General features: G+C 73.4%; 21 protein-coding genes and 2 pseudogenes. 15 read left to right on the forward strand and 8 right to left on the reverse strand.

Annotated features, from left to right (window positions below; genetic code table 11):
• Nucleotides 1-7 precede the first annotated feature (7 nt).
• On the reverse strand, nucleotides 8-376 hold the full coding sequence (locus OHA91_RS04435) for a hypothetical protein (protein ID WP_266495058.1): 369 nt from the start codon (nucleotides 374-376) through the stop codon (nucleotides 8-10).
• A 207-nt stretch (nucleotides 377-583) separates the two neighbouring features.
• On the opposite strand from OHA91_RS04435, the gene OHA91_RS04440 reads away from it, so the two are divergent.
• Together OHA91_RS04440 and OHA91_RS04445 are read left to right on the forward strand one after the other, a co-directional pair.
• Nucleotides 584-1,081 (forward strand): metallophosphoesterase family protein, encoded by a 498-nt coding sequence (locus OHA91_RS04440; RefSeq protein ID WP_328738633.1) that lies wholly within the window; start codon nucleotides 584-586, stop codon nucleotides 1,079-1,081.
• Nucleotides 1,082-1,234: 153 nt separating this feature from the next.
• Nucleotides 1,235-2,302, forward strand: coding sequence for an AfsR/SARP family transcriptional regulator (locus tag OHA91_RS04445; protein ID WP_328741077.1), 1,068 nt, complete (start codon nucleotides 1,235-1,237; stop codon nucleotides 2,300-2,302).
• A 41-nt stretch (nucleotides 2,303-2,343) separates the two neighbouring features.
• On the opposite strand, the gene OHA91_RS04450 is transcribed toward OHA91_RS04445, so the two are convergent.
• Nucleotides 2,344-2,997: a cutinase family protein gene (locus OHA91_RS04450; protein WP_328738634.1), complete on the reverse strand. Its 654-nt coding sequence runs from the start codon at nucleotides 2,995-2,997 to the stop codon at nucleotides 2,344-2,346.
• Between the two features lie 285 nt (nucleotides 2,998-3,282).
• Between OHA91_RS04450 and OHA91_RS04455 the strand changes: the two are divergent.
• A pseudogene (locus tag OHA91_RS04455) lies at nucleotides 3,283-3,453 on the forward strand (peptidase M23); the annotation flags it as partial.
• Between the two features lie 77 nt (nucleotides 3,454-3,530).
• Here the strand turns inward: OHA91_RS04455 and OHA91_RS04460 are convergent.
• Complete coding sequence (locus OHA91_RS04460; RefSeq protein ID WP_328738635.1) at nucleotides 3,531-4,439, reverse strand: oxidoreductase; 909 nt, start codon at nucleotides 4,437-4,439, stop codon at nucleotides 3,531-3,533.
• A gap of 71 nt (nucleotides 4,440-4,510) precedes the next feature.
• On the opposite strand from OHA91_RS04460, the gene OHA91_RS04465 reads away from it, so the two are divergent.
• The 8 genes from OHA91_RS04465 (at nucleotide 4,511) to OHA91_RS04500 (ending at nucleotide 14,662) form a co-directional block, all read left to right on the forward strand.
• Nucleotides 4,511-5,521 (forward strand): ArsR/SmtB family transcription factor, encoded by a 1,011-nt coding sequence (locus OHA91_RS04465; protein WP_266495046.1) that lies wholly within the window; start codon nucleotides 4,511-4,513, stop codon nucleotides 5,519-5,521.
• Between the two features lie 423 nt (nucleotides 5,522-5,944).
• Nucleotides 5,945-6,754, forward strand: coding sequence for a serine/threonine protein kinase (locus OHA91_RS04470; RefSeq protein WP_328738637.1), 810 nt, complete (start codon nucleotides 5,945-5,947; stop codon nucleotides 6,752-6,754).
• Nucleotides 6,751-8,298 carry a serine/threonine-protein kinase gene (locus tag OHA91_RS04475; RefSeq protein ID WP_328738638.1) on the forward strand — a complete coding sequence of 516 codons (1,548 nt, stop codon included), beginning with the start codon at nucleotides 6,751-6,753 and terminating at the stop codon, nucleotides 8,296-8,298. The genes OHA91_RS04470 and OHA91_RS04475 overlap by 4 nt, the downstream gene beginning before the upstream one ends.
• Nucleotides 8,299-8,596: 298 nt before the next feature.
• Nucleotides 8,597-10,072, forward strand: coding sequence for a xanthine dehydrogenase small subunit (locus OHA91_RS04480; protein WP_328738639.1), 1,476 nt, complete (start codon nucleotides 8,597-8,599; stop codon nucleotides 10,070-10,072).
• A complete protein-coding gene (xdhB, locus tag OHA91_RS04485) occupies nucleotides 10,069-12,468 on the forward strand; it encodes a xanthine dehydrogenase molybdopterin binding subunit (RefSeq protein WP_328738640.1) in 2,400 nt (799 codons plus the stop codon). Before OHA91_RS04480 ends, xdhB begins: the two co-directional genes overlap by 4 nt.
• 1 nt (nucleotide 12,469) lies before the next feature.
• Complete coding sequence (xdhC, locus tag OHA91_RS04490; RefSeq protein WP_266496887.1) at nucleotides 12,470-13,372, forward strand: xanthine dehydrogenase accessory protein XdhC; 903 nt, start codon at nucleotides 12,470-12,472, stop codon at nucleotides 13,370-13,372.
• Between the two features lie 20 nt (nucleotides 13,373-13,392).
• Nucleotides 13,393-13,839, forward strand: coding sequence for a hypothetical protein (locus OHA91_RS04495; protein WP_328738641.1), 447 nt, complete (start codon nucleotides 13,393-13,395; stop codon nucleotides 13,837-13,839).
• Between the two features lie 79 nt (nucleotides 13,840-13,918).
• Nucleotides 13,919-14,662 carry a class I SAM-dependent methyltransferase gene (locus OHA91_RS04500; protein WP_266496884.1) on the forward strand — a complete coding sequence of 248 codons (744 nt, stop codon included), beginning with the start codon at nucleotides 13,919-13,921 and terminating at the stop codon, nucleotides 14,660-14,662.
• A gap of 29 nt (nucleotides 14,663-14,691) precedes the next feature.
• On the opposite strand, the gene OHA91_RS04505 is transcribed toward OHA91_RS04500, so the two are convergent.
• Nucleotides 14,692-15,144 (reverse strand): flavodoxin family protein, encoded by a 453-nt coding sequence (locus tag OHA91_RS04505; protein WP_328738642.1) that lies wholly within the window; start codon nucleotides 15,142-15,144, stop codon nucleotides 14,692-14,694.
• A 123-nt stretch (nucleotides 15,145-15,267) separates the two neighbouring features.
• Between OHA91_RS04505 and OHA91_RS04510 the strand changes: the two genes are divergently transcribed.
• Both OHA91_RS04510 and OHA91_RS04515 read left to right on the forward strand, forming a co-directional pair.
• Nucleotides 15,268-16,758 (forward strand): sensor histidine kinase, encoded by a 1,491-nt coding sequence (locus tag OHA91_RS04510; RefSeq protein ID WP_328738643.1) that lies wholly within the window; start codon nucleotides 15,268-15,270, stop codon nucleotides 16,756-16,758.
• Nucleotides 16,755-17,456: a response regulator transcription factor gene (locus OHA91_RS04515; RefSeq protein WP_328738644.1), complete on the forward strand. Its 702-nt coding sequence runs from the start codon at nucleotides 16,755-16,757 to the stop codon at nucleotides 17,454-17,456. Before OHA91_RS04510 ends, OHA91_RS04515 begins: the two co-directional genes overlap by 4 nt.
• 96 nt (nucleotides 17,457-17,552) lie before the next feature.
• Here the strand turns inward: OHA91_RS04515 and OHA91_RS04520 are convergent.
• Nucleotides 17,553-18,134 (reverse strand): annotated as a pseudogene (locus OHA91_RS04520) (phosphatase PAP2 family protein); the annotation flags it as partial.
• 179 nt (nucleotides 18,135-18,313) lie between these two features.
• Complete coding sequence (locus OHA91_RS04525) at nucleotides 18,314-18,748, reverse strand: TetR/AcrR family transcriptional regulator C-terminal domain-containing protein (protein WP_328741078.1); 435 nt, start codon at nucleotides 18,746-18,748, stop codon at nucleotides 18,314-18,316.
• On the opposite strand from OHA91_RS04525, the gene OHA91_RS04530 reads away from it, so the two are divergent.
• Nucleotides 18,681-19,013, forward strand: coding sequence for a hypothetical protein (locus OHA91_RS04530; protein WP_328738645.1), 333 nt, complete (start codon nucleotides 18,681-18,683; stop codon nucleotides 19,011-19,013). The two genes, OHA91_RS04525 and OHA91_RS04530, sit on opposite strands and share 68 nt — an antisense overlap.
• On the forward strand, nucleotides 19,010-19,582 hold the full coding sequence (locus OHA91_RS04535; protein WP_328738646.1) for an SMI1/KNR4 family protein: 573 nt from the start codon (nucleotides 19,010-19,012) through the stop codon (nucleotides 19,580-19,582). Before OHA91_RS04530 ends, OHA91_RS04535 begins: the two co-directional genes overlap by 4 nt.
• Before the next feature lie 4 nt (nucleotides 19,583-19,586).
• On the opposite strand, the gene OHA91_RS04540 is transcribed toward OHA91_RS04535, so the two are convergent.
• Both OHA91_RS04540 and OHA91_RS04545 read right to left on the reverse strand, forming a co-directional pair.
• On the reverse strand, nucleotides 19,587-20,561 hold the full coding sequence (locus tag OHA91_RS04540; protein ID WP_328738647.1) for a phosphotransferase family protein: 975 nt from the start codon (nucleotides 20,559-20,561) through the stop codon (nucleotides 19,587-19,589).
• A gap of 192 nt (nucleotides 20,562-20,753) precedes the next feature.
• A complete protein-coding gene (locus tag OHA91_RS04545) occupies nucleotides 20,754-21,146 on the reverse strand; it encodes a hypothetical protein (RefSeq protein ID WP_328738648.1) in 393 nt (130 codons plus the stop codon).
• Nucleotides 21,147-21,155 lie beyond the last annotated feature (9 nt).

Here is a 21,155-nt window from a genome sequence, read left to right on the forward strand (position 1 = left end):
GGTCGCGTCAGGCGTGCTCGATGGCGACGACGCCGTACACGACGAAGGCGGCGGCCAGGAGCACGACAAGAGCGAGCCGAACGGCCGAGAGCCGCAGGGCGAGGGCGCGCGAGCGCTCGGTCCCGGCCCGCGAGAGGAGGACCGCCGTCCCGGCCAGTGACGAGACCAGCAGGAGGGCGGCCAGGAAGAGGGCCAGGGCCCTGGGTGACGTGGGCTCGGTGGCGGGGCCGTAGTCCTCAGTGATCCCGGGCAGCAGCAGGCCGGTGGCACACAGCACGAGGGCCGCCAGGTTCGTGGCCAGGCAGTCGAAGGCCAGGGTGATGGCCCGGCCGACGGGCAGTCCGCGGGGCGGGCGCGGCATCCGGTTCACCGGCATGCGTTTCTCCGTGAGGCGGGAGGGGGCGCGGGCGGACGCTTCGAGCATCTCACAGCGGGGTCCTGGAGCTGAGGCCACCGGGTGTCCTCGGGGCCCAGTCGGGTGCCGCCGAAGCCTCTTTCGGGTCCGGCTCGCGCATGGTCACGCGCCGGCCGCCCTGTGGTGTGCCGCCGGACCCGCGCGGGGCGGGGCGTCTACGGTGGGGCCATGCGCCTGCTGCTGACCTCGGACACCCACGTGCCCGCGCGGGCCAAGCGCCTGCCCGAGGCGCTGTTGGCGGCCCTCGGCGAGGTGGATGTGGTGATCCACGCCGGGGACTGGACCGACGAGGCCACCCTCGACCTGCTGGAGTCGAGGTCGCGGCGTCTGGTCGCCGTGTACGGGAACAACGACGGACCCGCCCTGCGGCGCAGGCTGCCCGAGACCGCCCGTGCGGAACTCGGCGGGCTGAGGTTCGCCGTCGTCCACGAGACCGGCCCGGCCGCCGGTCGCGAGCGGCGCTGCGCCGCGCTCTTCCCCGACACGGACGTCCTGGTCTTCGGCCACAGCCACATCCCCTGGGACTCCACGGCCCCGGGCGGGCTGCGCCTGCTGAACCCCGGCTCCCCGACCGACCGCAGGCGCCAGCCCCACCACACGTACCTGACCCTCACCGCGGAGGAGGGCGCCCTGCGCGACGTCGTCCTCCACCGGCTGACCCGGTGACCGGCTGACCGGGCGACCCCGGCGGGCAGCGCCCCGTCTGTCACTCCGGAACGTTCCGGATGCCGTGCCCGACGCTCCCCCGACTAGCTTGTCGGCGCCCGTCAGACCGACCCGTCCGGAGCCCGGGGAGCCGCGATGCCGATGCCGATGCCGATGCCGACGACCGCCACCACCGACCGCCCCAGCGCGACCGTGCTCGGGCAGCAGGAGCGCCGCGTCCTCTCCGCGATCGGTTGCGGGCTGCGGGACGACGAGGTCGCCGCCGCCCTCGCCATCCCCGAGGACGCCGTGGCCGGGCACCTCGCGCGGATCCTCGTGAAGCTCGGGCTGCGCGACCGCTCCGCCGCCATCGTGCACGCCTTCGACTGCGGCCTGGTCGTCCCCGGAGACGGCCCCCGTACCCGGCCCGCGGGCCCGGTACCGCGGACCACCGCCGGCCGGGAGGCCGGACCGCAGGTACGGATCTCCCTGCTCGGCCCCCTGCGGGCGACGCTGGACGGGCGGCCCCTCGACCTGGGGCACCTGCGCCGGCAGGCCGTACTGGCGGCGCTGGCACTGGGCGCGGGGCGGCCCCTCAGCCGGCAGGAACTGCTCGACGACGTCTGGGGGACGGAGCAGCCGGCGGCGAACGTGGTCCCGGTGTACGTCTACCGGTTGCGCAAGGCCCTGCGGGCGGGCGACGGTCCGGATGCGGTGATCGAGCACGCCCGGCACGGGTACCGGCTGGTCCCCGGCGCGGTCGACGTGGACGTGGCGCGCATGGAGGAACTGGTCTCCGCCATCGGCGCGGCCGATCGGGCGGGCGAGCCGGCCGAGGCGGTCCGCCTGTGTGCCCGGGCGCTGGAGCTCTTCCGCGGGGAGCTCCTGGCCGGACTGCCGGGACCGCTCGCCGAACTGGAGCGGATGAGGCTCGGCGAGCGCAGGATCGCCATCGCGCGGCGGAAACTGGAGGGGCAGCTGCGGCTGGGCCAGGAGTCGGAGGCGATCGCCGAGCTGTTCGCCCTGTCCACGGCACACCCCCTGGACGAGCCGCTGGCCGCGATGCTGATGCGGGCGCTGTACCGGGACGGTCGGCAGGCCGCCGCGCTGACCGTGTTCGAGCGGGCCCGCGCCCGCCTCGCCGACGACCTGGGGGTGCCGCCGAGCCGCATGCTGCGGCGGACCCGCCAGATGATCCTGCGCGGCGACGAGGCCGGCCTCGGCCTCACCCCCACGGCCTGACCCCCACGGCCGGACGGGCGCGGTCGCCACGCCTGCGGTGACTACGCGGGATACCAGGCGCCGTTGTACCAGACCTCGTTGGCATTGTCGTTGTGGTGGTCCATGTTGAAGTCCGCAGGGTAGTTCTTGACGTGGTTGTCCGGGTAGGTCCAGATGCCCGCGGACTCGTCGCAGACGTAGTCCCAGTGACAGATCGTCTTGACCGGGATGTTGCCGAAGAACTTGTCGGCGCCGGCGAGCGGAGCACCGACGAAGCCGCCGAACGGCACGGCTCCGCCGTTGGCTCCGGGCGGGCCCTGGCGCTTGGGGTCCGAGATGAGGACGGCGTTGACGTTGTCGAAGGTCTGCCAGTTCTCGGTGACCCAGATGTGCACGACCGCGGCGCCCAGGGAGTACCCGCCCATCTTGACGTGCTGGCCGGGGCACGCGGCGCGCTGGTCGCGGACCAGCCGGTTCAGCTCGTTCACACCGGCCCGGGCGCTCGCCCCGTTGGGGATCTGGGTGGGGTACCCCACGTGCTGCTGGATGTTGCCGTAGAAGCCGTCGTTGTTCCACGAGCTGCCCGTGCCGCCGACGACGATCGTGTAGGTGCCCTCGCACGGAGCCGCCGCCTGCGCCGTGGGCGCCTGCACCACCGAAAGCCCGGCCGTCAGCAGAAGTCCGGCCGATGCCGCCGCGATCCTTCGTGCCCGCATTCGTTCCTCCCCAAGTAGTCGGCCCACGCGTCCGCCTGCCCGTTCGGGACGCGGTCGGCCGAGGTCACCGGACGACAGTGGCAGCGGCCGATGACATCCCGATGAAACCCGTTCCATCGGCATCTCATCGACGTCTCCTACCGTCGGCCGCCGACGACCGGAGAGCAGCGGTCGGCCGCGCCGCACACTCCACCTCGCGACGGAGAGGCACACCATGAGAAGAACCGGCTCGTGCCGCGGCGTGTTCACCGGACTCGCCGTCCTGGCCGGCGTCTGGGCCCTGCCTCGCAGTGGGAGACCTTCGGCGGCGGCACCGCGATCGGCGCGGGCAGCAACGCGGACGGCCGCATCGAGATCTTCGGAACCAGCGGGGCCGGCGTCCACCACCGGCGGCAGACCGGATTCGCCACCTGGTCGCAATGGAGCTGGCTGAACGGTTCGGGCCCCGCGGTCAACCAGCCGGCCTCACCCCCCTCTGTCCACCGCCGGGCCCCGCCGCCCGGGGCCCGCCGACAGGGGCCCCGGCGTACGACTCAGGACGCCCCCTCGCCGCGGTGCAGGGACTCCAGAGCGGCCAGTTCGGCCGCCGTGAGCCGCAGGGCGCCGGCGGCCACGTTGGCGGCGAGGTGCTCCGGGTCCCCCGTACCGGGGATCGCCAGTACGTGCGGTCCCCGGTGCAGGGTCCAGGCCAGCCGGACCTGGGCGGCGCTCGCCCCGTGCGCCCGCGCGACCTCCAGCACCTCGGCGCTGTCGTCCCCGCCGGCGCCGGCCTGCCGTCCGGTGCCGGCGATCGAGTAGAACGGCACGAAGGCGACGCCCCGTTCGCCGCAGCTGCGCAGGAACTCGTCCTGCTCGGGCTGTACGCCGATGCCGTACATGTTCTGCACGCACACCACCGGTGCGATGGCCAGGGCCTCGTCCAGGTGGTGGGGCCGGACGTTCGACAGCCCCAGGTGGCGGACGAGGCCGGCCTGCCGGAGCTCGGCCAGCACTCCGAAGCGTTCGGCTATCGAGCCGGTGCCGACGATCCGCAGGTTCACCACGTCGAGGTGGTCGCGGCCGAGCTGGCGGAGGTTCTCCTCCACCTGGCCGCGCAGCTGTTCGGGTCGGGCGTGGGGCAGCCATTCACCGGACGGGTCCCGGCCGGGCCCGACCTTGGTGGCGATCACCAGGTCATCGGGGTACGGGGCCAGAGCCCGGTTGATCAGCTCGTTGGCGGAGCGCAGCGGGGAGAAGTAGAACGCCGCGGTGTCGATGTGGTTCACCCCGAGGTCCACCGCGCGGCGCAGCACCTCGACCGCCTGGCCGCGGTCGCGCGGGACGGCGCCGCTGACGAGGGCCTCGCCGTTCTGGGCCAGGCGCATCGCGCCGAAGCCGATCCGGTTGACCGTGCGGTCGCCGAGCTTCCAGGTGCCTGCTGCCGTGATCGTCTGTGAGGTCATGTACCGGATGATCGGTGGCGGGTAGGCTGCCGGGCCATTGGTTAAGGCATGTGTGAATCCTCGGAGTGGCGGTGCGGGCGGAACTGGCGTTGTCGGTGGGCGATCTGGCGCGGATGAGGTTCGCCGTCTCGCCGATGTGGGAGGTCGGGCCCAGCATGCGACTGCTCCGGTCGGGGCACGAACACCCCGTGCACCGGGCCTGGACGGCGCAGGTGCGGCCGCGTCTGGCGGCCGCGGGGCTCGACCGGGGCCGGCTCGCCGAACTGGTGCCGCCCTCGGGGTACGTTCCCGACTTCCTCAATCCCGCGCCCCCCGGTCCCTCCCCCACCTTCGGGGAGGAGCTCGCCGCGATCCGGGCCTCACCCGCCGGCCGGGTCCGCGGGGAGCTCGACCGGCTGCGGGACCAGCAGGGACGTCTCGGCCCGGGGCTCCGCGACCTGTACGACGACGTGCCGCGCCTGCTGGAGCGGGTGGTGGAGGAGATCGAGGCTTACTGGGAAGTGGCCCTGGCGCCCTACTGGGTGCGGATCCGGGCGGTGCTCGACGCCGATGTCTTCCACCGGGCCCGGCAGGTCGCCGAGCACGGCGCGGGCCGCCTCCTGGGCGAGCTGCACTCCTCGGTGAGCTGGGACGACAGCGCCCTCCGGCTGGCCGACCGGCACGCGCCGCTGTCCCGGCAGGCGGTCGGCGCCGGCCTGCTGCTGATCCCCTCGGTGTTCACCGGGCCGGTCCCGTTCACCCGCCTGGCGCCGCCGGATCCTCCCCAACTGGCCTATCCGGCCCGTGGTATCGGCGCACTGTGGGAGCCCCGTCCGGTTGTTCGGGGCGGGGGCGGCGCCCTGGCCGCCGTACTCGGCCGCTCGCGTTCCCTGCTGCTGGCCGAGCTGGGCTCACCCGCCACCACGACCGAACTCGCCGGCCGCACGGGGCTGTCGGCGGCCGGGGTGTCCCAGTTCCTCACGGCGCTGCGCGGCGCGGGTCTGGTCAGCGCCCACCGGGCCGGACGCTGCGTGCTGTACGCCCGCACGTCCGTGGCCGAGGCCCTCCTGACCGCCCCTTCCGACCGCCCGCCCGCCTCCTGACCGACGGGGTCGGCCTGTCAGTCCGTAACCTTCCGGGGGTCCCCCGGTCCCCTCTGCGTTGCTACCTTCCAGACCGTTCGCACGGCCCGGACCGCCAAGGGGGAGGAGTGGGCGGCCCCGCCCTGCGAGCGCGGAGTCCGGATCTCGCCAACCGAACAGGGAGAACGACGGCGCGGGAGCGTCCCCGAGCCTCCCGAGGCACCCTTCCGGGCCCCGGAGCACGGTGACTTTGCCCACTGCGAGCGGTTCTCGGCGGGGCGCCCGGCCCCGCCACGGCGGGGTGTGTCCCCCGTCCCCGGCCTACGGCGCCGCCCCGCCCCCGCGTCCCCCGCCGAACTGGCCGAAGTACGCCGGTGAACTCCCCTGAGGGATGAGTATCGTTCCGCTCGTCCGACCGGCACGACGCGTGGAACAGGGGGAACGGTGAGCGGCGTAGTGGTCCATCTGCCGTCGGGGAGCGGCGGCGCCGCGGGCGGTGAACCGGGCGTCGCCCCGGTGACGTTGCGGCTCGGCCCCGGCGAAGCCGCCCGCTTCGGACGGGGCTCCACGACGGTACCCGTCGAACTGCGGCTCGCCGACGCGGCGATCTCCCGGCTCGCGGGGGAGATCCGCGTGACCGACGACCACTGGCAGCTGACGAACCACAGCACCACCCACAGCTATCTCGTGGAGAACCCGGAGGGAGCGGGGGAATACCTGAGGGTTCCGCCGCGACGGGTCGGGACGCCCATCCCGTTCGAGTTCTCGCGCGTGGTACTGCCCACCCGCGGTGAACTCCCCGTCTCCTTCCAGGTGTTCGCGCCCGACCACGTCTACCTCGACCCGGACGCCATGGGCGCCCCCTGGGGCAACCGCACGGTCACCGCGTACTCCCTGGACGAGACGGCCACCTACTTCCTCGTCCTCGTCGCGCTCTGCGAACCGCGCCTGCGCGACCAGTCCCCCGTGGCGGTCCCCACCACTCCCCAGATCGTCGAACGGCTCGGCCAGGGCGCCGGCTGCGGCACGCCCACCGCGCGGGCGGTCAGCTCGCACATCGACTACCTCGCCGAGGAGAAGCTGCGCATCGGAGTCCCGGAGGCCCGGGAACACGGCAGGGCCGAGCGCCGCAACGGCAAGCGGGAGGAGATCGTCGGACTCGCCCTGCGGTTCGGCCTCGTACGGGAGGAGCACCTCGCGCTGCTGCCGCCCCTGACGGGGGCTCGCGGGCGGGAGCGGCAGGCCGGGCGATGACACCGCCGCTCGGCCTGGGCGGTACGACGGAGTGCGACCGCTCGGACCTGCTGCCGCCCGGCTACCGGGTGGGAGGCTGGGTGGTCGCCGAGGTGATCGGGTCCGGAGGCTGGGCCACGGTCTACGCGGCGCGGCCGGCCGGTGGCGGCCCGGAGGAGGGACGCCCCGACGTCGCGCTCAAGATCATGCCGACCGCCGCCCTCGCACCGCGCCAAGCGCGCAGGATCGTGGAGTCCGCCCGCCGCGAGGTCGAACTCGGGCGCAGGCTGGGGCATCCTCGGCTGATCGGGTTCCTGGAGACCTTCGTGCTCTGCGCACCGGACCGGCCCGCCCTGGACGGCGCGATCGTGCTGGTCATGGAGAGGGCTGCGGCCAGCCTGCGGGAGCTCGTCGACGCCGGGGTGCCCGAGGCCGACCGCGGCCGACTGATCGCGGAGATCTGTGAGGGGCTCGCCCATCTCCACCGCTCGGGCTGGGTCCACGCCGATCTCAAGCCGGAGAACGTACTGCTGGGCGCGGACCGCTCCGTGCGGCTCTCGGACTTCGGACTCGCCACCGAGCTGACGGGGACGCACGGCTACGCGCCCCCCATGGGCACCCTGGACTACCTCCCGCCCGAGCGCTGGCGGGCGCCCCTCGGGGAACTCGGCGTACTGGTCCGGCCGACGGCCGACATCTGGGCCCTGGGCATCGTCATCCACGAGGTGTTCTCGTCCGGGGGCTCGCCGTTCTCCGGCGCCACCCCCGTGGCGCGGGGCGCGGCGGTCCAGGAGTACGGCGCGGGGCGCGCCCCGCTGCGCATGGACCACGCCCTGCCGCCGTTCTGGCGTGCTCTGGCCGCCGACTGCCTCGCCCCGACGCACGCGGCGCGGGCCCCGCACACCGCCGACAGCCTGCTCGCCCGCATCTCCGCGCAGCAGGCGGCCGGTGCGGGTGCCGGTGCGGGTGCGGGGAGGCGGCCGGGCCGGGCCCGTGCGGCCGTCCTGGCCACCGCGCTCTGCGGGATCGCCGGGGCTGCCCTGTGCGCGGACGCGGTGCGCGCGGGCCCGTACGCACCGTCCGGTCCTACGGGCGTGCCGACCGGCGCGGTACGCGTGTTCAACGCGGAACGGGGTTGTCAGGAGCGGGCCGACAGGGACGCGCAGTGCAGTCTGGGCCTGGCGGTCGATCCCCGGAAGCCGTACGCCCCGGACAACGTCGTACCGACCCGGGTGTGGCACGGCGACGTCCTCGCCGCCGTCTGCGAGCTCGCCGACGGGCGGCCCATCGTCGACGAGGAGGACAGGCGGTCCACCCGCTGGTTCCGCATCCGCCTCCCGGCCGGCTCCGCGCCCTCGGCGGCATGGCTCCCCGCCGTACGGACCAAGGACCGGCCGTCCCTGCCGGGGTGCGAGGAGGCCTCCGCCGGATCGCGGGGCGGGCCCGCCCCTGGCTTCCCCTACGAATATCCGCCGGTCGCGGCGGCCGGCCTTCGTGGAATCCACCGACCCGTGCTTGACCCAGGAACCCGTGGCAACGTAACTTCGACCGCACCCCGCTCGTGAGCTGCTGGAAGGAGGCGAAACCGGATGTCGACCGTCTCCGCGCTGATTCGCCTCGCACACCAGATCGCCTGGGCTCCGGGTCGTGTAGCACACGGCTGCTGAGCAGCCCCCTCGTCGGCGTGCCCGTTTGCGGCCCCGGCACCTTCTCATCTATGTCACCCCTTACGGCACGCCGTCGCGTGCCGATGTGTCGCGCTGCGGTACTGCGGTGTCCCGGGCTGCGACCACCGGAAGAGAAAGCTCCTGAAATGGCGACTTGGACAGTCCGATCGACCGCGCGCCGAAATGAGGACGTGCGATGGTAGCGGCGCGGATCACGGTCAATGGGAAAGAAACACGGATCTCACCGGCACCGGCCCACACCACGGTGCTCGATTTCCTCCGCGAGCGGGGTCTGACCGGTACCAAGGAGGGCTGTGCCGAGGGTGAGTGCGGCGCCTGCTCCGTCCTGGTGGCCCGTCCCGGGGTGGACAAGCCCACCGACTGGGTGGCGGTCAACGCCTGTCTGGTCCCGGTAGCGGCGCTCGACGGCCAGGAGGTCGTCACCTCCGAAGGCCTCGCCGGCGCCGATGCGTCCGGCACGCCGGCCGTGCTGCACCCCGTACAGGAGGAGATGGCCGTCCGCGGCGGCTCCCAATGCGGCTTCTGCACACCGGGGTTCATCTGCAGCATGGCCTCCGAGTACTACCGGCCCGACCGCTGCGCGCACGCCGACCCGGCCGACGGCTCCGGCTCCGGCTCCGGCTCCGAGCACGGTCCGAACGGTTTCGACCTGCACGCGCTGAGCGGGAACCTGTGCCGCTGCACCGGCTACCGCCCGATCCGCGACGCCGCGTACGCCGTCGGCATGCCCGCCGAGGACGACCCCCTGGCACGGCGCCGCGAGCAGTCCCCGCCCGAACCGGCCGCCACCGCGTACACGCAGGACGACAGCGCGTTCCTGCGGCCGGGCACCCTGGCCGACGCGGTGCGGCTGCTGCGCGAGCGGCCCGACGCGGTGGTCGTCGCCGGCAGCACCGACTGGGGCGTCGAAGTCAACATCCGCTCCCGCCGGGCGCATTGCGTGGTGGCGGTCGACCGGCTGCCCGAACTCCGCGCCCTGCACGTCGGATCCGACCACATCGAGATCGGGGCGGCGCAGACCCTCACGGAGATCGAACGCCGTCTCGACGGCGCCGTCCCACTGCTGGCGGAGCTGTTCCCGCAGTTCGCCTCCCGTCTGATCCGCAACAGCGCCACCCTCGGCGGCAACCTGGGTACCGGGTCCCCCATCGGCGACAGCCCGCCCGTACTGCTCGCACTGGAGGCGTCGTTGGTGCTCGCCGACGCCGACGGCGAACGCGAGGTCCCCCTCTGCGACTACTTCACCGGCTACCGGCAGAGCGTGCGCCGCCCCGGCGAGCTGATCCGAGCGGTGCGCGTCCCCCTGCCGTTGTCACCGGTCACGGCCTTCCACAAGATCGCCAAACGGCGGTTCGACGACATCTCCAGCGTCGCGGTCGCCTTCGCGCTCGACATCGAGGACGGGACCGTCCGCAAGGCGCGCATCGGCCTGGGCGGCATCGCCGCCACCCCGATCCGCGCCCTCGCCACCGAGGCCGCCCTGGAGGGCGAGCCCTGGACGGAGCGGACCGCCGAGGCCGCGGCCCGGGTGCTGCGGGCCGAGGGCACGCCGATGGACGACCACCGCGCCAGCGCCGGGTACCGCACCGCGATGCTGGGCCAGAGCCTGCTGAAGCTGTACGCGCGAACCACCGAGGCGGTGCCGTCATGAGCCATCTGTCCGAACGTCCCGAGAAGCCCGTCGTCGGCCTCCCCCTGCCGCACGAGAGCGCCGGCCTGCACGTCACCGGCGCCGCTCTCTACACCGACGACCTGGTCCACCGCACCAAGGACGTCCTGCACGCCCACCCGGTCCAGGTCATGAAGGCCCACGGCACGATCACCGCGCTGCGCACCGGGCCCGCGCTCGCCGTGCCCGGTGTGGTCCGCGTACTGACCGGGGCCGACGTGCCCGGCGTCAACGACGCCGGCATGAAGCACGACGAACCCCTGTTCCCCGACACTGTCATGTTCCACGGCCACGCCGTCGCCTGGGTGCTCGCCGAGACCCTGGAGGCGGCCCGGCTCGGTGCGGCGGCCGTCGAGGTGGAGCTCGACGAGAAGCCCTCCGTGATCACGTTGCGGGAGGCGATGGCGGCCGGGAGCTTCCACGGCGCCCGGCCCGTGATGGAGTCCGGCGACGTCGACGCCGGCTTCGAGGACTCCGCGCACGTGTTCACGGGCGAGTTCCAGTTCTCCGACCAGGAACACTTCTATCTCGAGACGCACGCGGCCCTGGCCCACGTCGACGAGAACGGGCAGATGTTCGTCCAGAGCAGCACCCAGCACCCCTCGGAGACGCAGGAGATCGTCGCGCACGTGCTCGGCCTGCACAGCCACGAGGTGACCGTGCAGTGCCTGCGCATGGGCGGCGGCTTCGGTGGCAAGGAGATGCAGCCCCACGGGTTCGCGGCCATCGCCGCGCTCGGCGCCAGGCTGACCGGCCGACCGGTCCGGGTACGGCTCAACCGGACCCAGGACCTGACCATGTCCGGCAAGCGCCACGGCTTCCACGCCACGTGGAGGATCGGCTTCGACGCCGCGGGCCGCATCCAGGCCCTCGACGCCACCCTGACCGCCGACGGCGGCTGGAGCCTGGACCTGTCCGAGCCCGTCGTGGCCCGCGCGCTGTGCCACATCGACAACACCTACTGGATCCCCAACGCACGGGTCACCGGCCGCATCGCCAAGACCAACAAGGTCTCCAACACCGCCTTCCGCGGCTTCGGCGGACCGCAGGGCATGCTGGTGATCGAGGACATCATGGGCCGGTGCGCGCCGCTGCTCGGCCTCGATCCCATGGAGCTGCGCGAACGCAACTTCTACCGGCAGGGCCACTCGACGCCGTACGGGCAGCGGGTCCTGCACCCCGAACGGATCTCCACCGTCTGGCGCCAGGTCCAGGACGACGCCCGCATCGGCGACCGCCGGGCCGAGATCGCGGCCTTCAACGCCGCGCACCCGCACACCAAGCGGGCGCTCGCGATGACCGGGATCAAGTTCGGGATCTCCTTCAACCTCACCGCCTTCAACCAGGCCGGCGCGCTGGTGCTGGTCTACAAGGACGGCTCCGTCCTGATCAACCACGGCGGCACCGAGATGGGGCAGGGCCTGCACACCAAGATGCTGCAGGTGGCCGCGACGACGCTGGGCATCCCGCTGCACAAGGTACGGCTGGCGCCGACCCGCACGGACAAGGTGCCCAACACCTCCGCCACCGCCGCCAGCGCCGGAGCGGACCTCAACGGCGCCGCGGTGAAGAACGCCTGCGAGCAGATCCGCGAGCGGCTGCTCCAGGTCGCCGGGACCCAACTGGGTGCGAACGCCTCGGACGTGCGCATCGTCGACGGCGTCGCGCGGGTCGTCGGCAGCGACGGGGAACTGGCCTGGGACGACCTGGTGCGCACCGCGTACTTCCAGCGGGTCCAGCTGTCGGCGGCCGGTTTCTACCGGACCGAGGGCCTGCACTGGGACGCGAAGGTGTTCCAGGGCTCGCCGTTCAAGTACTTCTCCTACGGCGCCGCCGCGGCCGAGGTGGAGGTGGACGGGTTCACCGGCTCGTACCGGATCCGGCGGGTGGACATCGTGCACGATGTCGGCGACAGCCTCTCCCCCATGATCGACATCGGCCAGGTCGAGGGGGGCTTCGTCCAAGGCGCGGGCTGGCTGACGCTGGAGGACCTGCGGTGGGACGCCGGCGACGGCCCGAACCGCGGCCGGCTGCTGACCCAGGCGGCCAGCACGTACAAGCTGCCGAGCTTCTCGGAGATGCCCGAGGAGTTCAACGTCAGGCTGCTGGAGAACGCCACGGAGGAGGGCGCGGTCTACGGGTCCAAGGCTGTGGGCGAGCCTCCGCTGATGCTGGCCTTCTCGGTACGGGAGGCGCTGCGGCAGGCCGCCGCGGCCTTCGGACCCGACGGGGTCAGCGTGGAACTCGCCTCCCCGGCGACGCCCGAGGCCGTGTACTGGGCGGTCGAGTCGGCCCGCGCGGGCGGCACACCGTACGGCGGGCGGACGCCCGGCGGCAGCGGGGTCCCCGCCGAGGCAAGTGTGTTGAGCAATGCCTGACATGGGCTGGGTGGCCGCGGTCGCGCGGTTGCGTGCACGCCGGGAACCCGGCGTGCTCGTGACCGTCGCGACCGTACGCGGCCACGCGCCCCGCCGGGCCGGTGCCAAGCTCGTCGTGGGACGCACCGAGACCTGGGGGTCGATCGGCGGCGGCAACATCGAGGCCGTCGCCATCGACCGGGCGCGCGAGCTGAGCGGCGCGACCGATCCGGAGCCGGAACTGATGGAGTTCGCCCTCAACGACAAGGTCACCGGCCCGCACGGGGTGCAGTGCTGCGGCGGCTCCGTCACCGTGCTGCTCGAACCGCTGCCGGTGGTCGAGGCGGTGGCCGTCTTCGGCGTCGGGCACGTCGGACTGGAACTGGCACGCATCCTGGCCCGCCACCACCTCGATCTGCACCTGATCGACACCCGCCCGGACATGCTCACCGACGAACGGCTCGGCGTGCTCGGGGACGCGGTGGCGCAGATCCGGGTGCACCACACGCCGCTGCTCCCGGAGGAGGTGCTCGCGGAGCTGCCGCCCGGCGCCCACGTCCTGATCATGACCCATGATCACGCCGAGGACGCCGCGCTGTGCGACGCCGCCCTGCGCACCGCCGGTCTCGGCTCGATCGGCCTGATCGGCTCGTCGGCGAAATGGGCGCGGTTCCGGCAACGCCTGGCCGCGGAGGGCGGCCATGCCCCGGCCGCCATCGACCGGATCAAGACCCCGATCGGGATCCCCGGGATCACCGGCAAGGAACCCGCCGCCATCGCGGTGAGCGTGGCGGCGGACCTGCTCCGCACCTTCGAGCAGGACCGCCGCTGGTCCGTCCCGGACCCGGCGGCCGCCGTTGCGCACGCCCCGGCGGCTGAACCGGTGGCCGGAACGACGGTCGGCACGGCGCTCGGTAACCGGTAACCGCGCCGGCCCGGGTGGGCGTGCGCCCCGCGGACGCCTCGCGCGCCGACGCCCCGCTCATGGCCCACGGCGCCCGGGCCGTGACCGAGGCCGGTGCGGGGCTGGTGGTCCTGGCAGACGGGGACGGACGCCGACTCCCCCGCGCCTGCCGCGCCATGTCCTCCCGCGTGGGGGCGGCCTCGGGGCCGGGGGTGGTGCTCGCCTCCCACCTGCCCACCGACCTCGGGCTGGGCCTGGCCACCACCCTGGCGGCGCTCGCCGCCGGGGTACGGACGGTCTCGGGCTCGTGTACCGGCACGGTGCACAGGACCGATCGCACGGCCGGGCCGACGACCGTCTGCGCCGCCTGCGCGCTCTCCACGGCGACACGGACTGATCCGCTCCGGCCGGCCCTCCGTACACGACGCCGGGACCATGTCCGGATCTTTGTGGGTTCTGCCAGTACGGGCGTCCGCCCGGCCCCGTAGAGACTTCCGAGCACAGGCCGCGGCAGCCCCTGGGACGGGGGTCGTGGCCGAAGCATGTCGCAACGGGGAGGACACCATCATGAGCGCGCAGCAGCAGTACGACGAGATCGGCGAGGCATACGAGGGGTTCAAGGCCCTGCCCCTGGAACAGTACGCGGTGGTACCCAGCTTCCTGGCGCTGGTCGGGGACGTGCGCGGCAAGTCGGTCATCGACCTGGCGTCCGGAACCGGCTTCTACAGCCGGGAGTTCAAGCGGCGCGGGGCCGCGGAGGTGCTGGGCATCGACATCTCCGGTGAAATGATCGCCGTGGCGGAGCAGTTGGAGGACGCCGATCCGCTGGGCGTGCGCTACGAGGTGGGCGATGTGGCCGAACTGCGGCCCATCGCGCAGCGCTTCGACATCGGCCTGGCCGTCCAGCTGCTCAACTACGCGGAGGACATCGCCACCACGGAACGGATGTGCCGCGCCCTGCACCGCGGCCTGAAGCCCGGCGGCGAGCTCTTCCTGCTCAACCAGTCGCCCGACTTCCGCTTCGACGGGCCCACTCCGGAGCGGTACGGCTTCCGCAGCGAACTCACGGGCGTGGAAGTCGAGACCGGGCCGCAGGTCCGGACCACGGCCCTGCTCGACCCGCCGGTCTCGTTCATCGCCAACCGGCCGCGCCGCGACGTGTACGAGAAGTGCCTGCAGGCAGCCGGATTCAGCGAGTTGGCCTGGGTGCCGCTGACGGTGTCGGAGGCCGGCGAGCGCGAGTTCGACGCGGAGTTCTGGACGGACTTCCACGCCAACCCGCCGCTCGAGATGCTGCGCTGCCGCGCCTGAGGGCCCACCCGGTCGGCGGGGGCGCGGATTCATTCCGCGAGCCGCCCGGCGAACGCGCGGGCGGCCGTCAGGTCGCCCGCGTTCGGCCGCTGCTTGTTGATGCCGCCGACCGGCCTGAAGGGCGCCCACGTGTCGAAGGCGCGGCAGGTGAAGGTGCCTTCGACGGCGAGCCCCCTGCCCTCCAGAAGCCGTACGAGCGGCCGGGTGAACGGCGCGAACGGGAGCTCCGGCAGGCCGCTCGTGGCGAACACGAAAGCCCGCCCCGACGACTTCGGCAGAGCGCGCACGAACGCGAGCAGGTCCGCGTGCATCCGCTGCGAGAACACACCGGACCCGAAGCCCACCAGGTCGTAGCCCGCCGCGTCCGCGACCGCCACCTCCTGCGGCGCGACCACGCGCGCGCCGAGCACCTCGGCCATCGCCTCCGCCACGCGCCGGGTATTGCCGTGGGATACGGACGTGCATACGAGCAGAGTCTTCATCGGCTTTCCCTTTCGTCGTCGCCCCTTGCAGCAGAGACCGACCGGGCCCGCCGGATGTGACAGCCCCGCGCACGGGACTTTCGGCAGTGCCGCGGGGGCTTGCGGGTCCGTAGGGTCCCGTTCGTGAGAACAGTGATCATCAAGGCCCGGGCCGTGCCGGCACCCGTACTGTCCGCAGGGCTGTTCGTCGGGGCGGTGGCGGCCGTCGGAACAGGTGTCGTCACCCTGTGGTGGGGCGTACCGGCGGCGGTCTGCGCCTTCCTGGCGGGTTGGCAGCCGGGGCGCAACCGGAGTACCGCGGCGGCCCTGGCCGGAGTGCTCGCGGCCGCCGTCCTGGCCGTGCTCCTGGTGCCGGCCTGGCTGGCTTGGGCCAGCCGGTTCGTGGGGTTGCTACTCGTGGCCGGCATGCTGCCGTGGTTCGCGGGCCGGTTCCTGCGCCAGCACCGCGAACTGGTGCGGGCCGGCTGGGAGCGGGCCGCCCGGCTGGAGCGGGAACAGCACCTGGTCGCCGAGCAGGCTCGATTGCGCGAGCGGACCCGGATCGCGCAGGACATGCACGACCTCCTCGGCCACGACCTCAGCCTCATCGCCCTCTCCGCGGGGGCGCTGAAGCTGGCCCCCGGGCTGTCCGAGGAACACCGGGCCACCGCCGGGGGCATCCGTGCCAGGGCGGGATCCGCCGTCGACCGGCTCGGCGAGGTGATCGGCGTTCTGCGCGAGCCTTCGGAGGGCGCTCCGGGGGCCGGGCCCGATGCCGGGCGCACCGATCTCGAGGATCTGGTGGACCGGGCGGCCGCGGCGGGACTCGACGTCCGCCTGCGCGTGGAGGGCCGCCCGGCAGGCGGCGTCGCGCTGCCCGCCGTCGAGCGGGCCGTGCAGCGTGTCGTCCAGGAGTCGCTGACGAACGTGGCCAAGCACGCGCCCGGACACCGGGCGTCCGTCCTCGTCCGGCACCTGGGCGGACGGACCGAGATCAGTGTGCGGAACGAGCCGGTACCGTCGCCCCGCGCCCCTGCTGCGCACCACCACCCCGCGGCCCGCCCCGTACCCGACGGGAACCACCGCTTCGGACTCATCGGCCTCGACGAACGCGTCCGGCTGGCCGGCGGCACGTTCGGGGCGGGGCCCGAGGGCGACGGGTTCGCCGTCCGGGCCGTGCTCCCGCACCGTCCGGGGGCCGTGCCCCCGCCGCGGGGCGCCGACGCCGGCGATCCGGCCGGCGTGATACTGCCTCCCGAGCACCGCAGGGCCCGTCGCCGGCTGGGCCGTACCGCCGCCGCGGCCGTGCTGGTGCCGCTGTGCACCACCGCGTTGCTCATCGGCGGGATACGGGTGTGGGACACCGTGACGGCACGGCAGTCCGTACTCGTCCCCGATGACTACGCCCTCCTGTACACGGGCATGCCGCGCGCGGATGTGGCGCCGTACCTGCCCGAGCGCCAGACGACCCGCCGCCCGGCAGCGCCCGTGCCCGCACCGCAGGGTGCGGTCTGCGAGTTCTACGTACAGACCGGCGACCCCTTCGACGACCGCTCGGGGGACGTCTACCGTCTCTGCTTCCGGGCCGACCGCCTGGTCTCCACCGACCAGTACACCGGAGGGGCCGTCCGATGATCCGCATCCTGATCGCCGACGACGAACCCATGGTCCGCGCGGGTGTCCGTGCGATCGTCGCCACCGCCACCGACCCCGGCATCACCGTCGTCGCCGAGGCGTCCGACGGCCGCCAGGCGGTGGAGCTCGTCCAGCGCCACCGCCCGCAGGTGGCGGTGCTCGACATCCGGATGCCGGGGACCGGCGGTATGGAGGCCGCCGCCGAGATCCGCAGGACCGTCCCCGAAACGGGAGTCGTGATGCTGACGACCTTCGGTGAGGACGAGTACATCCTGCGGGCCCTGGGCGAAGGCGCCACCGGATTTCTGATCAAGTCCGGTGACCCGGAGGAACTGATCGCCGGCATCCGGGCGGTGGCGGACGGCGCCGCCTACCTCTCACCGAAGGTCGCAGCCCGGGTCGTCGCGCACCTCGCCGCCGGCGGTGCGGGGGCCGCGGCCGGCCGCCGCTCCGCGGCCCGGGCGCGGGTCGGGGCCCTGACGCCCCGAGAGCGTGACGTGCTCGGCTTCCTCGGCAGCGGTCTGTCCAACGGGCAGATCGCGCGCCGCCTGCGTCTGGCGGAGGGGACGGTGAAGGCCCACGTCAGCTCGATCCTCGCGCGCCTGGGCGTCGACAACCGGGCCGCGGCGGCCGTGGTCGCGCACGAGGCCGGTGTGGCCCCGGTGCCGTCCGACCGCCCGCGTCGCGAGGAAGGCTGACACCGCCCGCGCGGCCATCGGCAACAGGAGGAGCGATGCGGTCACCGCGGTCGTCGCGCCGAGCGTCGCGCCCGCCAGGACGTCATGCGGGTAGTGCACTCCGACCAGCACGCGCAGCAGGGCGGCCGCTGCCGCCACCGGCAGTGCCAGGAAGGCGAGTCGGGGACGTATGAAGGTCGCACCGACGGCCAGGGCGACGGCCAGGGTGGCGTGGTTGCTGGGGAACGACCAGTCGCCCGGCCCCGGGCACGATGCGAGGGCCGGGATCCCGGGCAGCGCTCGGCACGGGCGTTCCTCCGCGATGAGGAGCTTGACGGCTTCGCTGAGTCCGTAGGCGACGACGGTTGCGGCGGCCGCCACCGCCGCTCCGGCCAGACCGGGCGCGTCACGGCGGCGCAGCGCGCTCCAGACGAGCCAGGCCGACAGCAGGCCCAGGAACAGCAACGTGGCTTCGCTCGCCGCCTCCAGGACGGTCCCGGCCCACTCCGGCCCGTCCGTCACTCCCCCGTTCACCGCCCGGTACGCCCTCGCCGAGAGGCCCCCGGTGACGTGCACCGTTCCATCCGTGCCCCGTGTCCTGTCGGGCGCCAGCCACACCAGGGCGGCCGCCCCGGATCCGGCCGACGCGACCGCCACCGGAAGCCGCCTGCCCCACCCGTACCTCTTGATCGAATCCATGCCGCCGACCGTAGGAACCCGGCAGGCGGTGTGCCCCGGCCGAACGGCAGCCCGCCACCCCCACGTTCGTCGGGGTTGACGTGCACGGCCTGACCGCTGCCCGCGCCGCGCCGTACTCCCCTGCCGGGTGCCCGCGCACGCGGCCGCGAAGTATCTTGAAGGCGCTCAAGGGCGACCGGTCACCTGTCTTCGATCACGGGCGTCAGGCCGTCGAGGAGGGCTTTGAGGCCGAACTCGAAGAGCGCGTCGAGACGGAGGTCGTAGCCGTCCTCGAAGGTTGCGATCACCTTGGCGAAGGTCGGGAAGCGGCCGGATTCGACCAGGTCCCGGAGGGCAGGGGCCCGGCTGTCCATCCATTGCTCCGCCGACTGGCCCGTCGCCGCTTCGGCGTGCGCCTCCATCCCCAGGTGCACCGCCACGCCCTGGACATGGCTGTAGAGCAGCACGTGGATGTCGAACAGCGTCGTCGGGTCGAGGCCGCGGCCGTCGAGGGCGCCCAGCATCCGGTCGCCGTGGACCATCAGGTTCGGCACGAGCAACGGGCGGGTGAGGGAGCCGACCTGGGCCAGCCACGGGTGCTTCCGGTACAGGCCCCACAGGGTCCGGGCACCCAGCTACTGCCTGGCCCGGGACATCGGCGACCACCGCGCCGCGTACGCCCGCTACGAGCAGCGGATGCGCCCGTTCGTCGCCCTCAACCAGGCCCCGGCCACCGAGAGTCCCGGTGGTCCCGCCTCCGAGGAGTCCGTCACCCGGGCCAAGGACGCCATCTCGCTGAACAGTTGGGGCGGCCCGGCAGACGGGCGGCCGGGGCGGACGGCGGCCCGGCGGCCCCGATCGCGGGCGGCGGCCGGGGTCCCGGTAGCGTCCGCTCCATGACCGCTTGCGCTCTGGACACCCTCGTCCACCTCTGCCCGCCGCCGTCCGCCAATCCGTTGCCGACGGTGGACTGGGCGCGGGCCGAGCAGTCCCTCGGCACGGCCCTGCCCGCCGACTACAAGCGGCTCGTCGAGGCGTACGGCGACGGCGTCTTCGACGAGACGCTCTGGCTGCTGGTCCCCGACTCCGCCTACGCCGAATGCGACCTGCACGCGCAACGGGCGGAGCGGGACGAGATCCTGGCCGATCTGTGGGAGTCGGGCGAGAAGAAGCCGGCGGCTCTGCTGGAGGCGGGGGCCCGGGTCCTGCCGTGGGCGCACGAAGAGGGCACGGGCGCCTTCCTGTACTGGCTGGCCCGGCCCGATCAGCACCCCGACGAGTGGACCGTCCTCTACAACGAGGGGCGCGGCCCGATGTGGGAGCACCACGACACGGGGTGCGTGGCTTTCCTGCTCGCGGTCCTCACGGGAACGGCGGAGACGGCGTACTTCGGCCACCTCTACGAGGAACTGCAGCTGGCGGAGCACCGCTTCGAGACGGCGGACGAGACGCTCGGAGCCGCGCGGTGACGGTTCAGGCGTAGCGCTCGAAGAGGGACTCGATGTAGCCCTCCAGCCTGTGCGTCAGGACGCGGGCCGTGAGATCGGCGCGGCCCAGTTCCCGCCAGGGGACGGCGACCTTCTCCGCGTCCGGGGCGAAGCCCAGCGCGTCCAGCAGCCGCCAGTAGAGATGGGCGGTGCCGTCGGCCAGGCTTCCTCCCGCGGCGACGTAGCGGTCGGCGAACCCCATACCCGCGGGGACTCCGTGCAGGAGGGCGAGGGCCGTCGAGCAGTGGGCCACGTCCAGGTCGGCCGGGCCCCAGGAGGTCTCCACCCAGTCGACGACGCCACTGATCCGGAGATCGGCGCCGGTGCCCGTGAAGAGGACGTTGCCGGGACGGAAGTCCCGGTGCAGGAACCGGCCCTGATGGGCCGGCGGCTCCCGGCGGATGACGTCGACCGCACGCTGCCAGAGCTCGGGCCGCTCGGTGGCCGCGGGCGGGGTCACCCGCTCCGGAGAGGCCCAGGCCTGGTAGGTGCGGGGCCGTTGTGACGCGGTCACGGGCAGCCGGTGGATGCGCACCAGCTGTCGGGCGAGCAGTTCGGCGCGGTCCTCGGCGCCCTGGTCGTCCGTGCGCACGGTGCCCGGCAGCAGGGACATCAGCAGGGAGGGGTGGTCGCAGTACTGCGCCGTCGCGTCCACCGCCGTGAGCGAGGCCGCGGGCACGTCGGTGCCGGCGAGCAGGCGCAGGATGGCCGCCTCACGGGTCAGCAGGCCCTCCGCGTGCCGCACGTAGAAGGGCTTGACGAAGGACCGCAGGACGAGTGAGCGCCGACCGTCCGGACCGCAGAGGTCCAGGCGGCGCATCTCCGACGTCCAGCCGCCGCGCAGCCGCACGACCCTGTCGATGCGCTCCGCCCCGGACAGCCCCTTCTCCACCCAGGAGCGCGTGGCGCTCCAGCCCTGACTGTCGAGATCCGCCCCGGCACCCCCGGTCCCCTCACCCATGGAGCCATGCTATCCGCCTCGGCAGCGCGGGCGGACGCGCGAGAACGGTGTCGCCAGGGGCCGGACCACGCTCCTTCAGGAGCTGCCCCAGGCCTGCCCACAGGCCCCTGCGGACAGGCCGGGGCCTACGCGGCATGTGCCTTTCGGATGATCATTCCGCCATCCTGCCATGCCGGCCGCTGCCTCTGGCGGTCATTCACCGCGGTCGTCTTCGACGGCCACGTCGGCGGGCCAGGTGTCGTGCTCGATGAAGTGCCCCACGGCACGGGCGGCCACGTCGAAGGGGACGGTGTCCCGGTCGGCGTGGCTGTCGACCTGGCCGTTGGACAGCGGGTAGCCGTCGGAGGTGCCCCCGGCGCGCGGATCCACGAGGTGCTCACCCGGGTCGCCCTCCCCGTCCAGCAGTACGACCATGGCCCGTCGGCCGTTGGTGACCACGTTCAAGAGCCGTCCCGCGTCGCTCTCGAACCAGGTGTCCAGAGTCGCCCAGTCGCGCCGGTGCCACAGCAGTCGTCCGGCCTCCCCGCCGGAGTAGGTGTGGCCGGCAGACCCTCGCAGGTGCCAGCGGTTCGTAGCGTCGGTCAAGGTGCTCCT

It is taken from the genome of Streptomyces erythrochromogenes, from assembly GCF_036170895.1.
In the GTDB taxonomy this organism is placed as follows: Bacteria; Actinomycetota; Actinomycetes; order Streptomycetales; family Streptomycetaceae; genus Streptomyces; species Streptomyces erythrochromogenes.

Bases quoted from the DNA above. Each gene is read 5' to 3' on its own strand.
- OHA91_RS04450 (WP_328738634.1), bottom strand. From the start codon at position 2,997: ATGCGGGCACGAAGGATCGCGGCGGCATCGGCCGGACTTCTGCTGACG.
- OHA91_RS04535 (WP_328738646.1), top strand. From the start codon at position 19,010: ATGACCGCTTGCGCTCTGGACACCCTCGTCCACCTCTGCCCGCCGCCG.
- OHA91_RS04515 (WP_328738644.1), top strand. From the start codon at position 16,755: ATGATCCGCATCCTGATCGCCGACGACGAACCCATGGTCCGCGCGGGT.
- xdhB (WP_328738640.1), top strand. From the start codon at position 10,069: ATGAGCCATCTGTCCGAACGTCCCGAGAAGCCCGTCGTCGGCCTCCCC.
- OHA91_RS04500 (WP_266496884.1), top strand. From the start codon at position 13,919: ATGAGCGCGCAGCAGCAGTACGACGAGATCGGCGAGGCATACGAGGGG.
- OHA91_RS04460 (WP_328738635.1), bottom strand. From the start codon at position 4,439: ATGACCTCACAGACGATCACGGCAGCAGGCACCTGGAAGCTCGGCGAC.
- xdhC (WP_266496887.1), top strand. From the start codon at position 12,470: ATGGGCTGGGTGGCCGCGGTCGCGCGGTTGCGTGCACGCCGGGAACCC.
- OHA91_RS04480 (WP_328738639.1), top strand. From the start codon at position 8,597: ATGGTAGCGGCGCGGATCACGGTCAATGGGAAAGAAACACGGATCTCA.
- OHA91_RS04445 (WP_328741077.1), top strand. From the start codon at position 1,235: ATGCCGACGACCGCCACCACCGACCGCCCCAGCGCGACCGTGCTCGGG.
- OHA91_RS04440 (WP_328738633.1), top strand. From the start codon at position 584: ATGCGCCTGCTGCTGACCTCGGACACCCACGTGCCCGCGCGGGCCAAG.
- OHA91_RS04505 (WP_328738642.1), bottom strand. From the start codon at position 15,144: ATGAAGACTCTGCTCGTATGCACGTCCGTATCCCACGGCAATACCCGG.
- OHA91_RS04540 (WP_328738647.1), bottom strand. From the start codon at position 20,561: ATGGGTGAGGGGACCGGGGGTGCCGGGGCGGATCTCGACAGTCAGGGC.
- OHA91_RS04435 (WP_266495058.1), bottom strand. From the start codon at position 376: ATGCCGGTGAACCGGATGCCGCGCCCGCCCCGCGGACTGCCCGTCGGC.
- OHA91_RS04475 (WP_328738638.1), top strand. From the start codon at position 6,751: ATGACACCGCCGCTCGGCCTGGGCGGTACGACGGAGTGCGACCGCTCG.